The following is an 18,369-nucleotide window of genomic DNA, read 5'->3' as shown; positions in this document are numbered from 1 at the left end:
GGTGTCGTGGTGTCGAGGCCGGTGGGGGACATGGATTGACTCGACTCGCGTGTAAAGCGAGGTTTACAGGAAAGTATGTTTTACACTCCAAGGTAAAGCTGTCGGTGGTCCGAACAGAACACCGAGCAGCGCTGCCGCCTTCGCTACCCGTCGAGTTCGGGGTCGAAGAGGTCCTCGATCCGGCAGTCGAAGAAGTCCGCGAGCTTGAACGCGAGTTCGATGCTGGGGTCGTAGCGGTCGCGCTCGATGGCGTTGATGGTCTGCCGAGTGACCCCGACGGCGGCCGCGAGGTCGGCCTGACTCAAGTCGGCCTCGCCGCGGCGTTCGCGCACGTGGTTTCTCATCGTCGGTAGCGAATGGCCGTGTAGACGACGCCGTAGACGATGAACAGGGCCGAGATGGTGAGGAAGCCACCGACGAACTCCTCGGGCACGTCCACCGACGGCATCTGGTCAACGACGACGTGCGTGGTCATCGCCAGTAGACCCACGACGCCCGCAATCTGGAGTGTGAGCAGGCTCGCCCGGCGCTCCAGGTCGAGGTCGCGCTCGTCGTACAGCGTGACGGAGGTCCCCTTCCAGACTGCGAGGGAGCCGAGGATGCCCGCCCAGTACACCACGAGTCCGGCCAGCGGGTAGTCGAACTCCGCGGCAACGATGAACCCGCCGACGCCGACGCCGATGCACGCGTACATCAGCCGCCGGTACCGCCGGACCTTCGCCAGTCGCCCCGTCCCGGTCGACCCGCGGTCGCTCATAGACACGATCGTAACGCGTGCTTTACTCCCGGGTGGCTTGTAGGTTTCCTCTCAGCGGGCCCCTGGCAGCCCTCGTGCCTGCACGGTGGATCTCTGCACGTGCGACCGGTCGACGACCGACAGCGGCCGGTGACGCCACCCGGACACCTCGCCGAACACTTCGAACCAGCCGATGGTCCGGATGCCGGCCTCGACCCGATCCACAGCCTCCGGAACGCGCTCCAAGTCCGCTACTGGCCGGTCTGGAAGTCCCACTGACGCACTGAGACGTGGGAGCCGGTCGGCGAAGCATCGGCGCGCGAACGGGATGAGCGCACCGTTCACCACGAGCGGCGGGACGGAGCGAGCAGGGAGTTCTTATCGCAGTTTCGCGAGGAGAGGTCGCCGGAGGCGATCCGGCGAAGTAAATCGGGACTAGTAGAACTCGCGGACGAGATCGGTGGCGCCGTCGGGCGCGCCGTCCGGGAGTTCGGCCATGTTCTCGGTGACGCCGTGGGCCTCGCTGTACGGCGTCGAGTCCTCGTCCTGGTAGAGCACGCCGAGGTACTCCTTGCCGGCGTCGAGGATGGCGTCTTTGGCCTGGTCGTAGTCGTGGCGGTCGTAGTCGTCGTCCTCGCTGAGGTCCACGAGGCTGTCCCGGAAGTAGTCGTAGGTGTCGACGTCGTTGAACGTGACACACGGGGAGAACGTGTTGACGAGGCTGAACCCGTCGTGTTCGATGGCCTCCTGGACGATCTCCTGGTGACGCAGCGCGTCCGAGGAGAAGCTCTGTGCGATGAAGCTGCCGCCCGCAGCCATCGCCAGTGCCAGCGGGTTCACCGGCGGCTGCTTCGGGCCGTCCGGCGAGGTCGACGTCTCGAAGTCCGACCGGCTGGTCGGGGACGCCTGGCCCTTGGTCAGCCCGTAGATGCGGTTGTCCATCACGACGTACGTGATGTCGACGTTCCGCCGGACGGCGTGGATGAAGTGGCCGGCACCGATCGAGTAGCCGTCGCCGTCGCCGCCCGCCACCATCACTTCGAGGTCCGGGTTCGCGAGCTTCACGCCGGTGCCGACGGGGAGCGCGCGTCCGTGCACGCCGTGGAGCGCGTACGACCGCATGTACGTGCCGATCTTCCCCGAGCACCCGATGCCCGCGACGACGAACGTGTCGTCGGGGCTGTTGCCGGTTTCCGCGAGCGCTTTCATCATGCCGTTCATGGTGCCGAAGTCACCGCATCCCGGACACCACGTCGGCTGCTTGTCTGACTTGAAGTCGGTGAATCGAACGTTCTCTGAGCTCATGCGAGGGACTCCGTGATTTCGGCGGCGAGTTCGTCCGCTTTGAAATCGACGCCGGTGTAGTTGTTGATGCGTGTGACGCGCTCGAGCACGTCGTGCTCGATCACGTCGGCGAACTGGCCGGTGGCGTTGGCTTCGACAACGACGACGTCGTCGGCGGCTTCGACCTCGTCGGTGAGGTCGGGCCGCGGGTAGATGTACGGCACCGACACCACGCGGATGTCGGGGTCGTCGTCGCCGTCGAGGTACTCCAGGGCTTCGACGATGGTGCCCTCGTTCGACCCCCACGAGACCACGAGGTTGTCGGCGTCGCTGTCGCCGAACTCGCGGTAGTCGAACTGCTCGCGCTCGCGGGCGGTGTCGACTTTCCGGTAGCGCTTGTCGACCTGGTCGACGCGCACGTCCGTGTCTTCGGTGCGGCGACCGAGTTCGTCGTGCTCCAGGCCCGTGGACATGTGAACGCCGCCCTCGGTGCCCGGCACGGCGCGCGGGCTGATGCCGTCGGCGGTGTCGGCGTGGGGTCGGAACTGCTCGGTGTCGTTTTGCCACGCGGAGATCTCGTCCTCGTCGACGAGCTTCCCGCGCTCGATCTCGACCGCGTCCATGTCGAACTCCTCGGGCGGATACGTGCGCTCGGTGACCGCCATCGAGAGGTCCGCGGTGACGTAGACGGGGAGCTGGTATTTCTCCGCGAGGTTGAACGCCTCGACGGTCTTGTGGAAGCACTCCGCGACCGACGTGGGCGCGACGACGAACCGCGGGATCTCGCCGTGGCCGCCTTTCAGCATCATGTTCAGGTCGCCCTGTTCTTGCTTGGTCGGCATCCCCGTCGAGGGGCCCGACCGCATCACGTTCGCGATCACCAGCGGCGTCTCACTGGTGGCGACCAGGCCGAACGTCTCGCTCATCAGGTCGATGCCCGGCCCGGAGGTCGCGGTCATCGATCGCGCGCCGGCGCGCGCCGCACCCAGCGCGAGGTTGATCGCCGCGAGTTCGTCCTCGGCCTGGACGACGTGGCCGCCGAACTGCTCGATGCGGCCCGTGAGGTACTCCATGACGTCCGTCGCCGGGGTGATGGGGTAGCCGGCGTAGAACCGGCAGCCGGCCGCGATTGCGCCCATGCCGATCGCCTCGTCGCCGTTCAGGAGGACGTAGTCCTCGTCGGTGGTCTCCAGCTCGTAGGGGAGCGTGACGTCCTCGAACTCCTCGGCGACGTACTCGGCACCCAGGCGGGCCGCCTGCTTGTTGTTCTCGATGATCTGTTCGCCCTTCCCGCTGAACCGCTTTTCGAGGGATTCGTCGAGGTTCTCGATGGGGAAGTCCGCGACCGCACAGACCGCGCCCAGGGCGACGATGTTCCGCATGATCGCGCCGCCGGCGTCCTCGGCGAGGTCCTTCAGCGGGATGTCGAGCCCGGTGACTTCCGCGGGGGATTCGAAGTCGGCGAACTCGGTGCGGTCGCCGTCGTAGATGATGATGGAGTCCGCGTGCAGCTCATCGAGGTTCTCGTCGACGGTGCGTTCGGTGAGCGCGATGAGGATGTCGAGGCGGTCGACTACACTCTGTACTTGGTCGACCGACGTACGGACCTTGTAGGCAGTGTACCCACCTCGGATTCGTGATGCGAAGTCCTTCGAGGTGAACACGTGCCGGCCGGCGCGCGACAGCGCCTGCGCAAAGATCTTGCCGGTGGACGCGATTCCATCGCCGGCCTCCCCGCCGATGGCCCAGTTCAGGTCGTCGTGCATGTCGTTACGGGCTACCCGGGCCGCCAGCAAAAAGGCTTCTGAAGGCGTCTCCCGGCTGGAATGCAACGGACCCGCTGGCACGCATCGCGAAACTGGACGTACGTGTGCTCGGGTCCCACAGGCGTGTACGACCACGTGGTGTGTGACGCCGAACCGTGAACCCCGGAAGTTGCTGGTGTGACATCTGGCGGCCGACTGTCGGTGTCCCGAAACGAACGGGTTAGGTGAGTGGCCCACCAGACACACGTATGGACGAAACCCCGGTCACAGTGCAGGCGGTCGACGACGTCGGCCCGGACGCCATCGCAGTCACGTTCGAAACCCCGGCAGGGTTCACCGCCGAACCCGGACAGTTCGTGCGCGTCGTCCGCGAGTTCGAGGACGGCGAAACGGAGGGGCGATACTACACGCTGTCATCGCCGACCGTGGCCGACACCTTCGAGGTCACCGTCGACGTGGCTCCCGACGGCGTGCTCGGCCCGTGGCTCGCGGGCCGCGACCCCGGCGACGAGGTCACTGTCGAAGGCCCGTTCGGCGAGGACTACTACCAGGGCGAGCCCTCCGTGTTGCTGCTCGCGGGCGGTCCGGGCGTCGGCCCCGCCGTCGCCATCGCCGAGCGAGCGATGGACGCCGGTGCCGAGGTCGCGCTCGTCTATCAGGACGAGGCCCCCGTCCACGAACCCCGGCTCGCCGCGCTTTCGGACGCGGGCGCGGACGTGCTCGTCGTCACCGACGCGTTCGAGGACGCCGTCGCGACGCTGGCCGATGCGTCCGATCAGGCCGCGTTCGTCTACGGCTTTGCGGCGTTCTGCGGTGCCGCCACCGACGCGCTGGAGGCAGAAGGCTTCGACACCGACGCCGTGAAAGTCGAGAGCTTCGGCCCCGAGCCGTGAACCGAGGGGCTGCCGTGTCGACACCAATCAGCGTCAGGAGTCGGCGCGCGGTCGACCAGCGACTCGACCGCCTCCGCGACGCCCACGGCCCGTTCCCGTGCCACACCGAGACTGTCGAGAACGACCCGGCGCTGTTCGCACACGGGCGCGAACTCGTCGCGGCCGGTGGTCGCGGCAGTGCGGGCGCACGCGTGACCGACACCGACGGCCGCGTCCTGCTCATTCGACATCCTGGGGACCCCGAGAAGTGGGTGCTCCCGGGTGGCGGCCACGAACCCGGGGAGACGTTCGCGGAGACGGCGGTCCGGGAAGTCTGGGAGGAGGCCGGCGTCGAGTGCGAACTCACGGGCGTCTGGCAGGCCAAGCGCCGCCGGTTCGTCCACCGCGAGGACCCCGAGCGCCGCGGCTACCTGCTGTCGGTGTTCTTCACGGCGACGTACACCGGCGGAGACGCTGGCCGGTACCCTGACCGCTGGGACGACGCCGACGAAGAGATCCTCGAAGTGGCGTGGTTCGACGACCCGCCGGCCAACGCCGCCGGATTCGTCACCGACCCCGACGTCCAGCAACGGGACGCAGTGAGCGAGCACTGACCGGTCAGTGCTCGACGAACTCGATGAGCGCGCCGCCGGTGTCCTTGGGGTGTAGGAAGGCCACGTCGTGGCCCCAGGCCCCGGCCCGCGGCTCCTCGTCGATGCGGTCGACGCCCGCGTCGCGGGCGGTCTCCAGCGCGGCCTCGATGTCGTCGGTGGCGAACGCGACGTGATGGATGCCGCCGCCGGTGCGCTGCAGATACCGGCCGACGGTCGTGTCCTCGTCGACGGGTTCGAGGAGTTCGACGTAGCCGTCCCCCCCGAGATCGAGGAAAACCGTGTGCAGTCCGTCGAAGACCTCCTCGTGCGCGACCGGCGCGCCCAGCAGCGCCGTGTACAGTTCGCCCAGGTCCGCGGCGTCCTCGGTGGCGACGCCGACGTGGTCCACGTGCATACTCGCAGGTGGCCCGCGGGCACTCATCAAGCCACCGACTACGCGGGGTCCGGCAGGTCGAAGTCGACGCCGGTGCGGTCCGCGGAGACCGTCCAGAGGCGGCGCGCGGTGTCCTCGTCGCGCGACCGGGCGCTCGGCTGCTGGCGCTCGGGGTGACCGCGCATGTTCAGGACGCCGCCGGGTCCGATGTACTCACCGCCGTCGATGCTCGGGTTAGTCGCGGCGTACAGCAGCGGCCACGCGCCCTGCTCGGCGCTCTGGCCGACGAGCGCGTTCGCGGCCCGCATCGCGAGCAGCCGCAGCCGCGACCCCGCCGCCTGCGGACCGCGGAGTTGGAGGTTCGTCGCGGCGTACCCCGGATGGCAGGCAACGCTCGTCACGCTCGCCGACGCCGCCCGCAGCCGCCGGTCGAGTTCGTACGCGAACAGGAGGTTCGCGAGCTTCGACTGGCTGTAGGCCTCCCACTTGCCGTACTCGGCCTCGTGCTGGAGGTCCTCGAAGTCGATCCGGCCGCGCCGGTGTGCGCCCGACGACTGCGTGACCACGCGCGTCTCGCCGCTGGTCCGCCGGAGCACGCCCAGTAACCCGGCGGTGAGCGCGACGTGCCCCAGGTGGTTGACGCCGAACTGCGTCTCGAAGCCGTCGGCGGTCTCCGAGCGCGGGATCGCCATCACCCCGGCGTTGTTCGCGAGCACGTGCAGGCTGTCGAACTCCGCGGTGAACCAGTCGGCGAACGCCGCCACCGAATCAAGCGCCGCGAGATCGAGCTCGTGCACTGTCAGCGACGCCCCCGGGAGCTCTGCCACGATGTCGTCGCGGGCGTCCTCGCCGCGTTCGGTGCTCCGGCACGCCATGACGACGTGCGCGCCAGCCCGAGCGAACGCCCGCGTGGCCTCGAAGCCGAGGCCGCTGTTCGCGCCCGTCACCACCACCCGCCGGCCGGACTGATCGGGGAGCGCTGCCGCCGTCCACGCGTCATCGCTGCTCATACCGCCACGGTCGGCGGCCAGCGGGAAAACTCACGGTGGTGGTGGCGGCGTCCTCAGAGGGCTGCCCCGGGCTGGTGTTCGCCGAACACGTCCCGCAGCGTGTTGCAGATCTCGCCCACGCTGGCGTACGCCTTGACCGCGGCCACGATATACGGCATCACGTTCTCGTCGCCCGCGGCGGCCGCCCGCAGGTCCGCGAGCGCGGCTTCGACGGCCTCGCTGTCCCGGTCGCCTTTCACGTCGTTCAGGTGCTCGATCTGGCGGCGCTCGTCGTCCGCAGTGACCTCCTCGATGTCGGCCTCGGGCTCCTCGTCGTCGACCTCGAACTCGTTGACACCGACGATGACGCGCTCTTTCTCCTCGATCTCCTGCTGGCGGTCGAACGCCACGTCCTGGATCTGGCGTTGGACCCACTGGTCTTCGACGGCGCGCCGCATCCCACCCCGACTGTCGACCTCGTCCAGGATCGCCTGGGCTTCGGCCTCGATGTCGTCGGTGAGTCCTTCGACGTAGTAGCTGCCCGCCAGCGGGTCGATGGTGTCCGCCGCGCCGGACTCGTGGGCGAGGATCTGCTGGGTGCGCAGCGCGGTCCGCACCGACTCCTCGGTGGGGATCGACAGCGCCTCGTCTTTCCCGTTCGTGTGCAGGCTCTGGGTTCCCCCCAGTACTGCGGCCAGCGCCTGGTAGGCGACCCGCACGATGTTGTTGTCGATCTGCTGGGCGGTCAGCGTCGAGCCCGCCGTCTGCGTGTGGAACTTCAGCTGCTTGCTCTTGGGGTTCTGCGCATCGAAGCGCTCCTCCATGATGGTCGCCCACATCCGGCGGGCCGCCCGGAACTTCGCGACCTCTTCGAGGATGTTGTTGTGCGCGTTGAAGAAAAACGAGAGCTGGGGCGCGAACTCGTCGACGTCGAGGCCGGCGTCGAGGGCGGTCTGGACGTATTCGATGCCGTCGCCGAGCGTGAACGCGATCTCCTGGGCGGCTGTCGCGCCGGCCTCGCGGATGTGGTAGCCCGAAATCGAGATGGTGTTGAACTTCGGCGTCTCCGCGGCGCAGAACTCGAAGATGTCCGTGATGACCCGCATCGACGGCTCCGGCGGGAAGATGTAGGTGTTGCGCGCGATGTACTCCTTGAGGATGTCGTTCTGGATGGTGCCCCGCAGCTCCTCGCGGTCGACGCCCTGCTGGTCGCCCACCGCGATGTACATCGCCAGCAGGACGCTGGCGGGCGCGTTGATGGTCATCGACGTGCTGACTTCGTCCAGCGGAATGCCGTCGAAGACGGTCTCCATGTCCGCCAGCGTGTCGATGGCGACGCCGGATTTCCCGACTTCACCCTGCGCCATCGTGGCGTCCGAATCGTACCCCATCTGGGTGGGCAGGTCGAAGGCCATCGACAGCCCCGTCTGGCCCTCGTCGAGCAGGTAGTTGAACCGCTCGTTGGTTTCGGCCGCGGTCCCCATGCCGGCGTACTGGCGCATCGTCCACAGCCGCCCGCGGTACATCGTCGGGTAGACGCCCCGCGTGTAGGGCTCCTCGCCGGGGAACCCGATGTCCGCGTCGTAGTCGCGGTCGGCGACGTCGTCGGGCGTGTACAGCCGGTCGACGGACTGCCCGCCCGTGTCCGTCTCGAAGGACTCCTTGCGCTCCCCGAAGCGGTCCAGCGTCGGCCCCAGTGTCTCCTCTTCCCAGTCCTCGCGGCCGTCCCGAATCGCCGCGAGGTCGTCCTCGTCGTACATACCCCGACGGACGGCGGACGCCGTCTTAATCCTTGTACGTTCCTCCCGGACGACGACCCGCTGCGCTCCGGGGTCGACAGTGACTTCGCGACCGAGCGGGAGCGGCGCGACGGGGTTGGTGTGCCCCCAGTCGAGGCCCAGCACGACGGGCGCGTCGGAATTGTAGCGCGCGACCTGCTCGGCGACCGCGTCGTAGACGTCCTCGCGGTAGCCGTCGCGGTCGCGCCCCGGCGGGTCAGCCGCGAAACGCCGGGTCGGCGGCCGGCCAACGAGCATGGCGGGGAAGCTGCTGCCGTCGAACACGCCAGCGACGGTGAACTGGAGCGCCACGGGACAGCACGCGAGCCCGGCGAGTCGGTCACGTCCCGGCGGTCGCAGCGTGCTGGGGCGTCTCTTGTGGGCTGTGCCGCCGTCACCCACCGGTGTCGTACTTGTACGTCGCGGTGTCGGAGTCGATGCCGAAGTCCTCGCCTGCGTCGGCGTCGTCGCTGCCGTCGTCGCCGGCGAAGCGCCGCTGGAGCCGCTCGGGCACCTCGAACGCGTCGAACGCCACGCACAGCGCCTCGGCGTCGGGCTGGGACTCCCGGGTCGCGGCCAGCCGGTCGCCCAGCGGCGGCGGTAGCTCGGCTTCGTCGACGCGCTCGAAGCCGAACTGGTCGAGGTACGCCGGCTCGTCGGTCAGCGCGTACGCCTCCTCGATCCCCTGCTCGCGGGCGTCCGCGACGAGGTATGCGAGCAGATGGGCCCCCACGCCTCGCCCCCGCCAGTCGTCGAGCACGCCGATGTTCGTGAACTCACAGACCCGCGCGGTGTCGTCCGGTGTGTGCACGCGGAAGCGCGCGAACCCCGCACGCTCGTTCGTCGCCTCGTCGACTGCCAGCACGTAGTCCCGGGATCGGAACGCCGGGTCCTCGAAGCCGTAGTCGTCGAGCCGGTCGAGCAACCACACCTCCTCGTGGTTTTTGGCGTCCCGCGTGTGCATACCACGCAGTTGTGTGCCACACGTCAAAAGCGTTTGCTGGGGGGTCCCGAGCGACACCGCGCGGTCGGCTACCCGCAGGCCGTCGACGCAGCGACCTCCCGCAGCGTCTCCAGTGACACGCCACTCCCCCGAACGGTGTACCGATAGGTCGCGCAGTTCCACGAGATGCTCGTCGTCGGCCCGACAGCCACCGCGGCGTTCCGTCCGGCGACCCGGATCTCACGGTCACCGGTGACCGGATACGTCCGGTCGTATTTCGCGACCGTGACGCTCGCGGTGTCGTTGGCGTACCGCAGGCCCACGCCGTGGATGCGGCCCGTCGTCTCGGTCGCCGCAACCAGCCGCAGCGACCCCGGCGTCGCCGGCTCGGGGACGCTCGCCTCGGTCGCCGCCGCCAGCCGCTGTGCGGACGGGTACACCGTCCGGTTGGGGGTGTCGTACGTCTTCACTGTGGTGTTCGGTGGCGCAGAGAACGTGAACGTGTCGTCGGTGACCCCCGGGTCGAAGGTGATATCGCTGTAGGTCGTTCTGGCCGTCACGGGCTCGCCGTTGGCAACCCAGGAGGTCTGTCGCTGCACCGGGAAGAACCGCTCCGTGTCGACCCACAGCGTCTGTTCGAACGCAGCCCCCACGTCACCCGTGGCGCTCAGCCGCAACACGTAGACCGACCGGCCGCTGACTGTGGTCGTCCCGTCGTAGGTGAGCCTCAGTGTGGCCGTGTGACTGGCGCCGGTGGCTCGGCGGGCCGTGTCCACGGGAACGACCGGCAGCGGCGAGACGCCGTCGGCTGTCGCCGATGCGGTCCTGTCGGTGACGTTCACTCGCTCGAACAACCGCTCGACGCGATCCCCGAACGTCCGGGGGTCTGTCGTCCCGGCCGGCTCGAACCGCCGCACGACCCCGGTGTCACGGTCGTACATCGTCATCACGGAGTCGTTTTCCACGATCGTCTCGTGGCGGCGGCTGGTCGTCTCCCGGATCGTGATCCGGCGCTGATCGGTGCCCGGCCGCAGGGACACCCTGGCGACGGACCGATACGTCTCCGAGCCCCGGTGAACGACCTTCTCGCGGGTCGCGTTGACGCCGTCGATCCCGGCGTACGCCCCGCTGGCGTTCGCGCCGATCCGCGGTGAGCCGGCACCCGACTGCGTCCCGCCCAAGACAGTCATCCCGATCACGGCGCCACCGGCGAGAACGGCAACGGCGACGAGCCCACCGACCAGCAGGCGTGTCCACAGTCGCCCCTCAAACATAGCGTGGTTTCACGCGGCCACGTCTTAGTGGTTGCGTCCCGACTGAAACCTACTGCAAAGATTCTTGCACGTTCGCTGTGTCGGCCCCGGCATGGATTCACTCGACGGAGTCGGCACGGTCGTCCACGAACCGGACCCTGCGCTCGCGTCGTCGACGAACGTCGCCCAGTTCATGACCGCCCACGACATCGACGACGTGGACGCGCTCCGCGAGCGCAGCACCACTGATCTCGACTGGTTCTGGGGGGAACTCCCGGAGTATCTCGGCCTGGAGTTCTTCGAAGACTACGACGCCGTCCGCGACGACGCCGACGACCCCCAGTCCACGGCGTGGTATCCGGGCGCCGAACTGAACGTCGCGCACAACACCGTCGACCGCCACGCCAGCGTCGACGCCGGCACCCGCAACCACGTCGCCTGCATCTGGGAGGGCGAGGACGGCACGGTCCGCCAACAGACCTACCACGACCTCCACCAGCAGGCCAACCGGGTGGCCAACGCCCTTGCTGAGCGCGGCATCGGCGAGGGCGACACGGTGGGCCTCTACATGCCGATGGTCCCGGAAGTCCAGAGCATCCTCTACGGCATCTTCAAGATCGGCGCGATCGCCGTCCCCATCTTCTCCGGGTTCGGCGTCGAGGCCACCGCCACGCGCATCGCCGACGCCGAGTGTTCGGTGGTGTTCACGGGCGACGGCTTCCTGCGGCGGGGCGACCGCGTCACGCTCATGGACACCCTCAACGACGCCATCGAGCGGGCCGGCCACGTCGACCACACCATCGTCTACGACCGCCTCGGCATCCCCGCGGACTCGCTGTCCTGGACGCCCCGCGACGAGTGGTGGGACGACGCCGTGGCCACCCAGTCCCCGACGTTCGAGACGCACTCGATGGCCGCCAGCGATCCGTGCATGCTGTTGTACTCCTCGGGGACGACGGGAACACCGAAAGGCATCGTCCACACCCACGCCGGCGCGCTCGTCCAACCCGCCAAGGAGATCCACTTCGGGTTCGACCAGCGGCCCGGCGACCGGTTCTGCTGGGTGAGCGACATCGGCTGGATGATGGGGCCGTGGTCGCTCATCGGGAACCACGCGTTCGCCGGCACCATCGTGATGTACGAGGGCGCCCCCGACCACCCCGCCCCCGACCGCTTCTGGCAGCTCATCGAGGACCACGGCATCACCCAGTTCGGCGTCTCCCCGACGGCGATCCGTGCACTGCGCGACCACGGCGACGAGCACGTCGCCGGCCACGATCTCTCCTCGCTGCGCATCCTGGGGTCGACGGGCGAGCCCTGGGACCCCGAGTCCTGGCGGTGGTTTTACGACCACGTCGGCGGCGGTGACACCCCGATCATCAACATCTCCGGCGGCACGGAAGTGTTCGGCTGCTTCCTCATGCCGCTGCCGACGGAGTCGCTGAAACCCTGCACGCTCGGCGGCCCCGGGCTCGGCATGGACATCGACATCGTCGACGACGACGGCACCTCCGTTCGGGACGCCAACGAGCGCGGCTACCTCGTCGCGCGGTCGTCCAGCCCGTCGATGACGCGGCGCCTCTGGAGCGGCGAGGACCGCTACCTGGAGGCGTACTGGTCGCGCTTCGAGGACGTCTGGAACCACGGCGACTGGGCGCAGATGGACGCCGACGGCGACTGGTTCCTCCACGGGCGCGCCGACGACGCCATCAACGTCGCCGGCCGCAAAGTCGGCCCGGCGGAGGTCGAGGGCGCGCTCATCGACCACGACGCCGTCACACAGGCGGCCGTCGTCGGAGTGCCCGACGACACCACCGGTGAGGCCGCCATCGCGTACGTCATCCTCGCCGACGCCGCCACCCCGAGCGCGGAGCTGCGCGCGGAACTGCGCGACCACGTCGGCGACGCCCACGGCAAACCGTTCCGGCCCCGGGAGGTGGTGTTCGTCGACGACCTGCCGAAAACCCAGTCCGGGAAGCTCGTGCGCCGCGCCGTCGCCAGCGCGTACACCGGGGCGGACGTCACGGACCGCTCCAGCATCGAGAACCCTGCGGTGCTGGACGCGCTCCGGGACGCGACCTAGAGCTCCGCCAGCAGCCCCTCGGGCTCGATCGTTTCGCCGTATTTCCGGAAGTCATCACGGTGCAGCCACGCCAGGCGGGTCGTGTCGCCGGTGTCCGGATCGTACACGGTGAACCCCTCCTCGGTGTACGGCCACACCGCCCCGAGGTCCGCCTCGAAGACCACCGTCCCATCGAAGGACCCGATCGGCGCCACCCACTCCAGCGCCACGCCAAGCATGTCCTCGAAGGTGGCAGTCACTGCGTCCTCGGGCGTGTCGTCCGCGCCGACGGCGCGACCCGGCGGCCGGTAGACGCGGCCCCCGGACGACCCAACCGTTTCGACGACCAACAGTTCTGCATCGCGGCGAACGAGGCAGGCAGCGCGCGTGTCAGTCACTACCCGCATGCTCGCCCCCGCGGAAAAAAGAGCTATCGTTCGCGGTCCGCGGTCCACTCGCGGCGCAGCACGTCGTACCACACCTCGTCGGCGTACCCGCCGTCGATGTACCGCGCCTCGCGGCGGCGGCCCACCTCGGTGAACCCCATCGCCGCCAGCAGCCCGCGGGACGCCTCGTTGAAGTCGTAGGCCGCCGCCGACACGTTGTGGACGCCGTACTGCGCGAACACGTAGTCGATGCCCGTCGTCGCCATGTCACGCCCGTAGCCCGAGCCCGTGTACTCGGGGCGCAACCAGTACGCCAGCCACGCACGATCGCTGTCGACGTGGCGCGCGCTGAACGACCCGATGGGCGTGGTTTCGTCGGCGGCAGGCTGGCCGGGCGGCGCGTCCTCGTCGTCGACGCAGACGACCGCGACGACGGATCCGTCGTCCTCGACCCAGTGCTCGATGCCGTCCGCCTGCTGCTCGCGCGACCGGTGGTGGACCGATCCCAGCGAATGCCGGATGCGGGGGTCCGTGCAGGACCGCTGGAGGTGGGCGGCGTCGTCGCGCTCCACCGTGCGCAGCGTGACGCGGTCGCCCTCGGTGACAATCGGCCCCGGCATCACTGCGCCTCCCACTCCGTGCGGAGCAGCCCGTAGTGGATCTCGTCGCGGTACGCGCCGTCCACGAACTGTGCCTCGCGGTTGCGCGCCTCCTCGGTGAACCCGACCGCCGACACCAGGTCCCTGGTGAACTCGTCGACGCTGACCACGCTCGCGCCGACCGTGTGGACGTCGGACACCCGCCACAGCGCGTCCAATCCGAGTTCGAGCGCCGGCCCAGCGTGTCCCGCGCCGCGGTGCTCGGGTGGCACCCAGCAGACCACCGTGGGCTGGTCGTGATCGACGTGTCTGACGTACAGGAACGCCACGGCGGTCGTCTCCGCCGCGTCGGGATGGTCGAACGGCGCATCCTCCGCATCGACGCACGCAATGTAGGCCGCGTTGCCGTCGTCCTCGACCTCCTCCTCGATGAACGTCTCGACCTCGGCCTCGCTCTTGTGGGTGCCCACGTGCAGCGCGCAGCGCGCGTACGGGTCGGCGAACGCCCGCTGCACGAACGCCGCGTCGTCGCGCTCAACCGTCCGCAACACGAGATCGTCGGTGTCGTCACTGACCTCCAGGATCGGCCCCGGCATCACCGAGCCACCTCCGCCAGCAGTGCGGTTGCGTCCGGACGGCGTCCCCCTGGTGGGGGTCCACCGCAACCCTGTCCAATCACACTTTCTGACATACCACTCGCGTCGCCGTCGCCGCATATAGTGGTTCCGAGTTCGCCGACGCTCAGTTGGGCGCGGCGCTCCCGGGCGACACCACGTCGGCCTCGGGCACTGCATCCGCGTCGGCCGCGGCGACGGCGACCGTGCCCTCGCCGCCCTCGGGTGGCAACACGACCGTTGCGCCCGCGAGCAGCGGCGCAACGACGCCCGCCACGACGGTGCCGGGGTCGGACAGCGGCGCGCGCACCGCGACCGCGTCGTGGCTGTCGTATCGCTCGCTGGCCACGCGCTCGGCGGCGGCCACCACCTCCCGGTGGGTCGCCCCGCCGGCCGCCAACAGCGTCGTGTCGGCGTCGATCTCGGGCTCGGGGAACGCGGGGTTCTCGCTCCAGACGTCGCGCTCGAAATACATCCACGACGGGTCCGCTGGCGGCTCGCCCCACCCGACGCGCTGGCCTCCCGCGGGCAGGTCGTACGCGCCGAGGTCAGCCGTCGGCCCCGCCAGCACGCGCGCATCCACGACCGGTTCCGGGCCGAACGCCACGGTCGCGCCGAGCAGCGACGCTCCCAGGAACGTCTGGACTGCCTCCGGCGTCGGCGCGTCCAGGATCGCCACGCCCGCGTCCACCCGAACCCCACGATGCCGGAGCGCGTTCCCCGTCTTGTACACTCGGTTTCGCGTCGTCCGCGCGTCCATCGGGCGCGCGTGCCGGAGCACCGGCTGTGCCGGGTCATCCAGCGTCGCGACGACATCGGCGACTGTCTCCATGCCCGGATCTGGGGTCGCCGCTGGCTTACAACTGACGCGTCGCCGCCCCGCGGGCGACAGCCGGCCGGCTAAAAGGAGTTTTTGAGCTTCTCGAAGAACCCCTGCTCGACGTCGATCTCCTCGCCGCCCGCCTCCGCGAACTGTTCGAGGGCGTCGCGTTGCTCGTCGCTGAGGGACTCCGGCGTGACCACCTGAACGGTGACGTAGAGGTCCCCGTTGCCGCGGCGGCGCAGCCGCGGCATCCCCTTGCCCTTGAGCCGGAACGTCTCCCCGCTTTGCGTGCCGGCGTCCAGATCGAACGTCGCAGCGCCGTCGAGCGTCGGTACCTCGATCTCCGCGCCGAACACCGCCTGGGGGAACGAGACGGCGTGGCGGTGATGGAGGTCGTCGCCGTCGCGCTCGAAGTCGGGATGCTCCTCGACGGTGACGTCGACGAGCAGGTCACCGTTGGGCGCGCCCGGTTCGCCCGGCGCGCCCTCGCCGTCCATGCGCAGCGTCTGCCCGGTCCGGATGCCCTCCGGGATGTCCACCGTGAGCGTCGCGCGCTCTCGGGTCTGGCCCTGCCCGCCACAGGTCGAACACGTCTCCGAGTGCAACTCCCCCTCGCCGCCACAGCGCGAACACTCCTGGCGCTGCTGGACGCGGCCCAGCGGCGTCTGGCGCACCTGCGTCACGACGCCCTGCCCGTCACACTGCGGGCACGTGCGCACGTCGGCGTCCTCCGGGTAGCCGCTTCCCCCACAGTCCGCACAGCTCTCGGGCCGCCGCACGGTCACCTGCTTGGACACCCCCCGGTAGGCTTCCGACAGCGTGACCGTGAGGTCCGTCCGGAGGTCGCGGCCCTGCTCCGGGCCGGACCGCCCGCGACCGCCGCCACCGCCAGCGCCGCCGAAGAACTGCTCGAAGATGTCGCCCATACCACCGCCGGCACCACCACCCATGCCGCCACCGAACGGGCCACCCGCACCGCCCATCCCGCCAGCGCCGCCGCCACCGTTCCCGGTTGCGCCGCGCTTCTCGGCCTCCTCGAAGCGCTCGTGGCCGAGCTGGTCGTACTGCTGGCGTGTCTCCTCGTCGGTGAGGACGTCCTTGGCTTTCTGAATCTTCTTGAACTTCTCCTCGGCGTCCGGGTCGTCGCTGACGTCGGGATGGTACTCCGAAACCTGGTCCCGGTACGCCTGCATGATCTCGTCCTCGGTCGCGTCCCGGCTCACACCCAGGACGTCGTAGAAGTCCTCACTCATCCGTTACCGACATGTACCCAGTTGAGACACTTGAAGTGACCGCTTACAACCGCGGCGGGCACTGTGCCCGTGGCGTTACTCCTCGTCGACGTCCTCGAAGTCCGCGTCGACGTACTCCTCGTCGTCGCCGTCGGCGTCGGCCGCCCCGCCGGGGCCGTCGGCCATGCCGCCCATGCCACCCATGCCGCCAGCGCCGCCGGCCGCGCCGGCCTGGGCGTCCTGCTGTTGCTGGTAGGCCTGCTTGCCGATCTCCTGGAGGGTGTCACTGAGCTCCTCGGTGGCCGTTTCGAGGGCGTCGATCTCCGGCTCGTCCTCGTCGAGCACCGCCTGGACGTCGTCGATGGCGTCGTTCACGTCCGCTTCGAGGTCCTCGTCGACGAGCTCCTCGTTCTCCTCGAGGAGGCTCTCGGCGCGCTGGATCGCCGTTTCGGCCTCGTTGCGCGCCTCGATGCGGCGGCGGCGCTGCTCGTCCTCCTCGGCGTGCGCCTCGGCGTCCTCCTGCATCTCGTCGATCTGCTCGTCGCTGAGCCCGGCCCCACCCTCGATGGTGATGGACTCGGCGTTGCCCGACCCCTGGTCTTCGGCTTCGACGTTGACGATGCCGTCGGCGTCGATCTCGAAGGTGACCTCGATCTGTGGCGTACCCGCGGGCGCCGGCGGGATGCCCGTGAGATGGAAGTCCCCCAGCAGCTCGTTCTCGCTGGCGATCTCGCGCTCGCCCTGGAACACTCGAATCTGGACGCTGGTCTGGTTGTCGGCGGCCGTCGTGAACACCTTCGACGCGGTCGTCGGGATCGCGGTGTTCTTCTCGATGAGCCGCTCGAAGAGCCCGCCTTTGACCTCGATGCCGAGGCTCAGCGGCGTCACGTCCACCAACACGATGTCGTCGACCTCCCCGGAGAGCACGCCACCCTGGACGGCCGCGCCGAGCGCCACCGCCTCGTCGGGGTTGACGTTCTTCTTCGGCTCCTGGCCGACGAGGTCCTCGACCTGCGCCTGGACCTGTGGCATTCTCGTGGACCCGCCGACGAGGATCACGTCGTCGATGTCGCTTTTCGAGAGGCCGGCGTCTTCGAGGGCCTGCTCCGTCGGGCCGACCGTGCGCTCGATGAGGTCCTCGGTGATGCTCTCGAAGGTCGCACGCGTGATGTCCTGTTCGAGGTGTACCGGCCCGGAGTCGGTCGCCGTGACGAACGGCAGGTTGACCGTCGTCTCCTTCCGGCTCGACAGCTCGATTTTGGCTTCCTCGGCGGCCTCCGTGAGTCGCTGGAGCGCCTGGCGGTCCTCCCGCAGGTCGATCCCGTGCTCGTTCTCGAAGTTGTCCGCGAGGTGGTCGATGATGGCGTGGTCCCAGTCGTCGCCACCGAGGTCGTTGTCCCCGTTCGTGGCTGCGACCTCGTAGACGCCGCCGCCCAGGTCCAGGATCGACACGTCGAACGTCCCGCCACCGAGGTCGTAGACCAACACGGTCTGGTCGCGGTCCTCGTCGAGGCCGTACGCCATCGACGCGGCCGTCGGCTCGTTGACGATGCGCTCGACGTCGAAGCCCGCGATCTCGCCGGCGTCCTTGGTCGCCTGGCGCTGGCGGTCGTTGAAGTACGCCGGCACCGTGATGACGGCTTTCTCGACGTCCTGGCCGAGATACTCCTCGGCGTCGCGTTTGATCTTCTGGAGGATGCGCGCCGAGATCTCCTCGGGCGTGTACTCGTCGTCGCCGAGGGCAACCGTGTAGTCCTCCTCGCCCATGTGGCGCTTGATCGACGCGATGGTCTGATCGGGATTCTGTACCGCCTGGTTTTTCGCGGGTTTGCCGACCAGCAACTCGCCGTCGTCGTGGGCGACGATCGACGGCGTGGTGCGGTCGCCTTCTTCGTTCGTGATGATTTCGGGGTCGCTGCCTTCCATCACAGCGAACGCGCTGTTCGTGGTGCCGAGGTCGACTCCCAGAATCTTCTCGCTCGCCATGTTACCCGACAGTACGGAGCGTTTTCTGTTTAAGCCTTGCTAGTGCGACCGACGCCGAG

The 18,369-nt window shown here is 69.0% G+C and carries 19 protein-coding genes; 4 read left to right on the top strand and 15 right to left on the bottom strand.

Annotation, left to right across the window (positions count from 1 at the left end):
• Window positions 1-143: 143 nt before the first annotated feature.
• Complete coding sequence (locus tag APQ99_RS06485; protein WP_010902305.1) at window positions 144-344, bottom strand: helix-turn-helix transcriptional regulator; 201 nt, start codon at window positions 342-344, stop codon at window positions 144-146.
• The gene (locus APQ99_RS06480; RefSeq protein ID WP_010902306.1) at window positions 341-757 is read right to left on the bottom strand and encodes a DUF2178 domain-containing protein; all 417 of its coding nucleotides are present in this window, start codon (window positions 755-757) and stop codon (window positions 341-343) included. The genes APQ99_RS06485 and APQ99_RS06480 overlap by 4 nt, the downstream gene beginning before the upstream one ends.
• A 99-nt stretch (window positions 758-856) precedes the next feature.
• Here APQ99_RS06480 and APQ99_RS12555 point away from each other — a divergent pair, with 99 nt between their 5' ends.
• Complete coding sequence (locus tag APQ99_RS12555) at window positions 857-1,015, top strand: hypothetical protein (RefSeq protein ID WP_157849917.1); 159 nt, start codon at window positions 857-859, stop codon at window positions 1,013-1,015.
• A 156-nt stretch (window positions 1,016-1,171) separates the two neighbouring features.
• On the opposite strand, the gene APQ99_RS06475 is transcribed toward APQ99_RS12555, so the two are convergent.
• A complete protein-coding gene (locus tag APQ99_RS06475; RefSeq protein ID WP_010902307.1) occupies window positions 1,172-2,041 on the bottom strand; it encodes a 2-oxoacid:ferredoxin oxidoreductase subunit beta in 870 nt (289 codons plus the stop codon).
• Window positions 2,038-3,786 carry a 2-oxoacid:acceptor oxidoreductase subunit alpha gene (locus APQ99_RS06470; protein ID WP_010902308.1) on the bottom strand — a complete coding sequence of 583 codons (1,749 nt, stop codon included), beginning with the start codon at window positions 3,784-3,786 and terminating at the stop codon, window positions 2,038-2,040. The genes APQ99_RS06475 and APQ99_RS06470 overlap by 4 nt, the downstream gene beginning before the upstream one ends.
• Before the next feature lie 248 nt (window positions 3,787-4,034).
• Between APQ99_RS06470 and APQ99_RS06465 the strand changes: the two genes are divergently transcribed.
• Window positions 4,035-4,679, top strand: coding sequence for an FAD-dependent oxidoreductase (locus tag APQ99_RS06465; protein WP_010902309.1), 645 nt, complete (start codon window positions 4,035-4,037; stop codon window positions 4,677-4,679).
• Between the two features lie 14 nt (window positions 4,680-4,693).
• Window positions 4,694-5,272 carry an NUDIX hydrolase gene (locus tag APQ99_RS06460; RefSeq protein ID WP_197535905.1) on the top strand — a complete coding sequence of 193 codons (579 nt, stop codon included), beginning with the start codon at window positions 4,694-4,696 and terminating at the stop codon, window positions 5,270-5,272.
• A gap of 4 nt (window positions 5,273-5,276) precedes the next feature.
• Here APQ99_RS06460 and mce read toward each other — a convergent pair whose 3' ends face one another.
• The 5 genes from mce to APQ99_RS06435 form a co-directional block, all read right to left on the bottom strand.
• On the bottom strand, window positions 5,277-5,666 hold the full coding sequence (mce, locus tag APQ99_RS06455; RefSeq protein WP_012289162.1) for a methylmalonyl-CoA epimerase: 390 nt from the start codon (window positions 5,664-5,666) through the stop codon (window positions 5,277-5,279).
• Window positions 5,667-5,704: 38 nt separating this feature from the next.
• Window positions 5,705-6,655 carry an oxidoreductase gene (locus APQ99_RS06450; protein WP_010902312.1) on the bottom strand — a complete coding sequence of 317 codons (951 nt, stop codon included), beginning with the start codon at window positions 6,653-6,655 and terminating at the stop codon, window positions 5,705-5,707.
• A gap of 53 nt (window positions 6,656-6,708) precedes the next feature.
• The gene (locus tag APQ99_RS06445; RefSeq protein WP_010902313.1) at window positions 6,709-8,670 is read right to left on the bottom strand and encodes a methylmalonyl-CoA mutase family protein; all 1,962 of its coding nucleotides are present in this window, start codon (window positions 8,668-8,670) and stop codon (window positions 6,709-6,711) included.
• A gap of 136 nt (window positions 8,671-8,806) precedes the next feature.
• On the bottom strand, window positions 8,807-9,376 hold the full coding sequence (locus APQ99_RS06440) for a GNAT family N-acetyltransferase (protein ID WP_010902314.1): 570 nt from the start codon (window positions 9,374-9,376) through the stop codon (window positions 8,807-8,809).
• Between the two features lie 68 nt (window positions 9,377-9,444).
• Entirely contained in the window at window positions 9,445-10,629 is a 1,185-nt protein-coding gene (locus APQ99_RS06435; protein ID WP_010902315.1) for a LolA family protein, read from the bottom strand.
• A 91-nt stretch (window positions 10,630-10,720) separates the two neighbouring features.
• Between APQ99_RS06435 and APQ99_RS06430 the strand changes: the two genes are divergently transcribed.
• Window positions 10,721-12,691, top strand: a complete 1,971-nt coding sequence (locus APQ99_RS06430; protein WP_010902316.1) for an AMP-binding protein — start codon at window positions 10,721-10,723, stop codon at window positions 12,689-12,691.
• Here the strand turns inward: APQ99_RS06430 and APQ99_RS06425 are convergent.
• The 6 genes from APQ99_RS06425 to dnaK form a co-directional block, all read right to left on the bottom strand.
• Window positions 12,688-13,077 carry an NUDIX hydrolase gene (locus APQ99_RS06425; protein ID WP_010902317.1) on the bottom strand — a complete coding sequence of 130 codons (390 nt, stop codon included), beginning with the start codon at window positions 13,075-13,077 and terminating at the stop codon, window positions 12,688-12,690. The two genes, APQ99_RS06430 and APQ99_RS06425, sit on opposite strands and share 4 nt — an antisense overlap.
• A 23-nt stretch (window positions 13,078-13,100) precedes the next feature.
• Window positions 13,101-13,676 carry a GNAT family N-acetyltransferase gene (locus tag APQ99_RS06420; protein ID WP_010902318.1) on the bottom strand — a complete coding sequence of 192 codons (576 nt, stop codon included), beginning with the start codon at window positions 13,674-13,676 and terminating at the stop codon, window positions 13,101-13,103.
• Window positions 13,676-14,251 carry a GNAT family N-acetyltransferase gene (locus APQ99_RS06415; protein WP_012289164.1) on the bottom strand — a complete coding sequence of 192 codons (576 nt, stop codon included), beginning with the start codon at window positions 14,249-14,251 and terminating at the stop codon, window positions 13,676-13,678. The genes APQ99_RS06420 and APQ99_RS06415 overlap by 1 nt, the downstream gene beginning before the upstream one ends.
• Before the next feature lie 145 nt (window positions 14,252-14,396).
• Window positions 14,397-15,101 (bottom strand): class I adenylate-forming enzyme family protein, encoded by a 705-nt coding sequence (locus APQ99_RS06410; protein WP_010902320.1) that lies wholly within the window; start codon window positions 15,099-15,101, stop codon window positions 14,397-14,399.
• Between the two features lie 68 nt (window positions 15,102-15,169).
• On the bottom strand, window positions 15,170-16,345 hold the full coding sequence (gene dnaJ, locus APQ99_RS06405; RefSeq protein ID WP_010902321.1) for a molecular chaperone DnaJ: 1,176 nt from the start codon (window positions 16,343-16,345) through the stop codon (window positions 15,170-15,172).
• Between the two features lie 75 nt (window positions 16,346-16,420).
• Window positions 16,421-18,310 carry a molecular chaperone DnaK gene (gene dnaK, locus APQ99_RS06400; RefSeq protein WP_010902322.1) on the bottom strand — a complete coding sequence of 630 codons (1,890 nt, stop codon included), beginning with the start codon at window positions 18,308-18,310 and terminating at the stop codon, window positions 16,421-16,423.
• Window positions 18,311-18,369 lie beyond the last annotated feature (59 nt).

The sequence above is a fragment of the Halobacterium salinarum DSM 3754 genome (assembly GCF_008124605.1).
In the GTDB taxonomy this organism is placed as follows: Archaea; Halobacteriota; Halobacteria; order Halobacteriales; family Halobacteriaceae; genus Halobacterium; species Halobacterium salinarum.
Note: the sequence above shows the minus strand (reverse complement) of the source record. Positions and strands in the feature narration are given on the sequence as shown.

Bases quoted from the DNA above. Each gene is read 5' to 3' on its own strand.
- APQ99_RS06485 (WP_010902305.1), bottom strand. From the start codon at position 344: ATGAGAAACCACGTGCGCGAACGCCGCGGCGAGGCCGACTTGAGTCAG.
- APQ99_RS06480 (WP_010902306.1), bottom strand. From the start codon at position 757: ATGAGCGACCGCGGGTCGACCGGGACGGGGCGACTGGCGAAGGTCCGG.
- APQ99_RS06475 (WP_010902307.1), bottom strand. From the start codon at position 2,041: ATGAGCTCAGAGAACGTTCGATTCACCGACTTCAAGTCAGACAAGCAG.
- APQ99_RS06470 (WP_010902308.1), bottom strand. From the start codon at position 3,786: ATGCACGACGACCTGAACTGGGCCATCGGCGGGGAGGCCGGCGATGGA.
- APQ99_RS06465 (WP_010902309.1), top strand. From the start codon at position 4,035: ATGGACGAAACCCCGGTCACAGTGCAGGCGGTCGACGACGTCGGCCCG.
- mce (WP_012289162.1), bottom strand. From the start codon at position 5,666: ATGCACGTGGACCACGTCGGCGTCGCCACCGAGGACGCCGCGGACCTG.
- APQ99_RS06450 (WP_010902312.1), bottom strand. From the start codon at position 6,655: ATGAGCAGCGATGACGCGTGGACGGCGGCAGCGCTCCCCGATCAGTCC.
- APQ99_RS06445 (WP_010902313.1), bottom strand. From the start codon at position 8,670: ATGCTCGTTGGCCGGCCGCCGACCCGGCGTTTCGCGGCTGACCCGCCG.
- APQ99_RS06440 (WP_010902314.1), bottom strand. From the start codon at position 9,376: ATGCACACGCGGGACGCCAAAAACCACGAGGAGGTGTGGTTGCTCGAC.
- APQ99_RS06435 (WP_010902315.1), bottom strand. From the start codon at position 10,629: ATGTTTGAGGGGCGACTGTGGACACGCCTGCTGGTCGGTGGGCTCGTC.
- APQ99_RS06430 (WP_010902316.1), top strand. From the start codon at position 10,721: ATGGATTCACTCGACGGAGTCGGCACGGTCGTCCACGAACCGGACCCT.
- APQ99_RS06425 (WP_010902317.1), bottom strand. From the start codon at position 13,077: ATGCGGGTAGTGACTGACACGCGCGCTGCCTGCCTCGTTCGCCGCGAT.
- APQ99_RS06420 (WP_010902318.1), bottom strand. From the start codon at position 13,676: ATGCCGGGGCCGATTGTCACCGAGGGCGACCGCGTCACGCTGCGCACG.
- APQ99_RS06415 (WP_012289164.1), bottom strand. From the start codon at position 14,251: ATGCCGGGGCCGATCCTGGAGGTCAGTGACGACACCGACGATCTCGTG.
- APQ99_RS06410 (WP_010902320.1), bottom strand. From the start codon at position 15,101: ATGGAGACAGTCGCCGATGTCGTCGCGACGCTGGATGACCCGGCACAG.
- dnaJ (WP_010902321.1), bottom strand. From the start codon at position 16,345: ATGAGTGAGGACTTCTACGACGTCCTGGGTGTGAGCCGGGACGCGACC.
- dnaK (WP_010902322.1), bottom strand. From the start codon at position 18,310: ATGGCGAGCGAGAAGATTCTGGGAGTCGACCTCGGCACCACGAACAGC.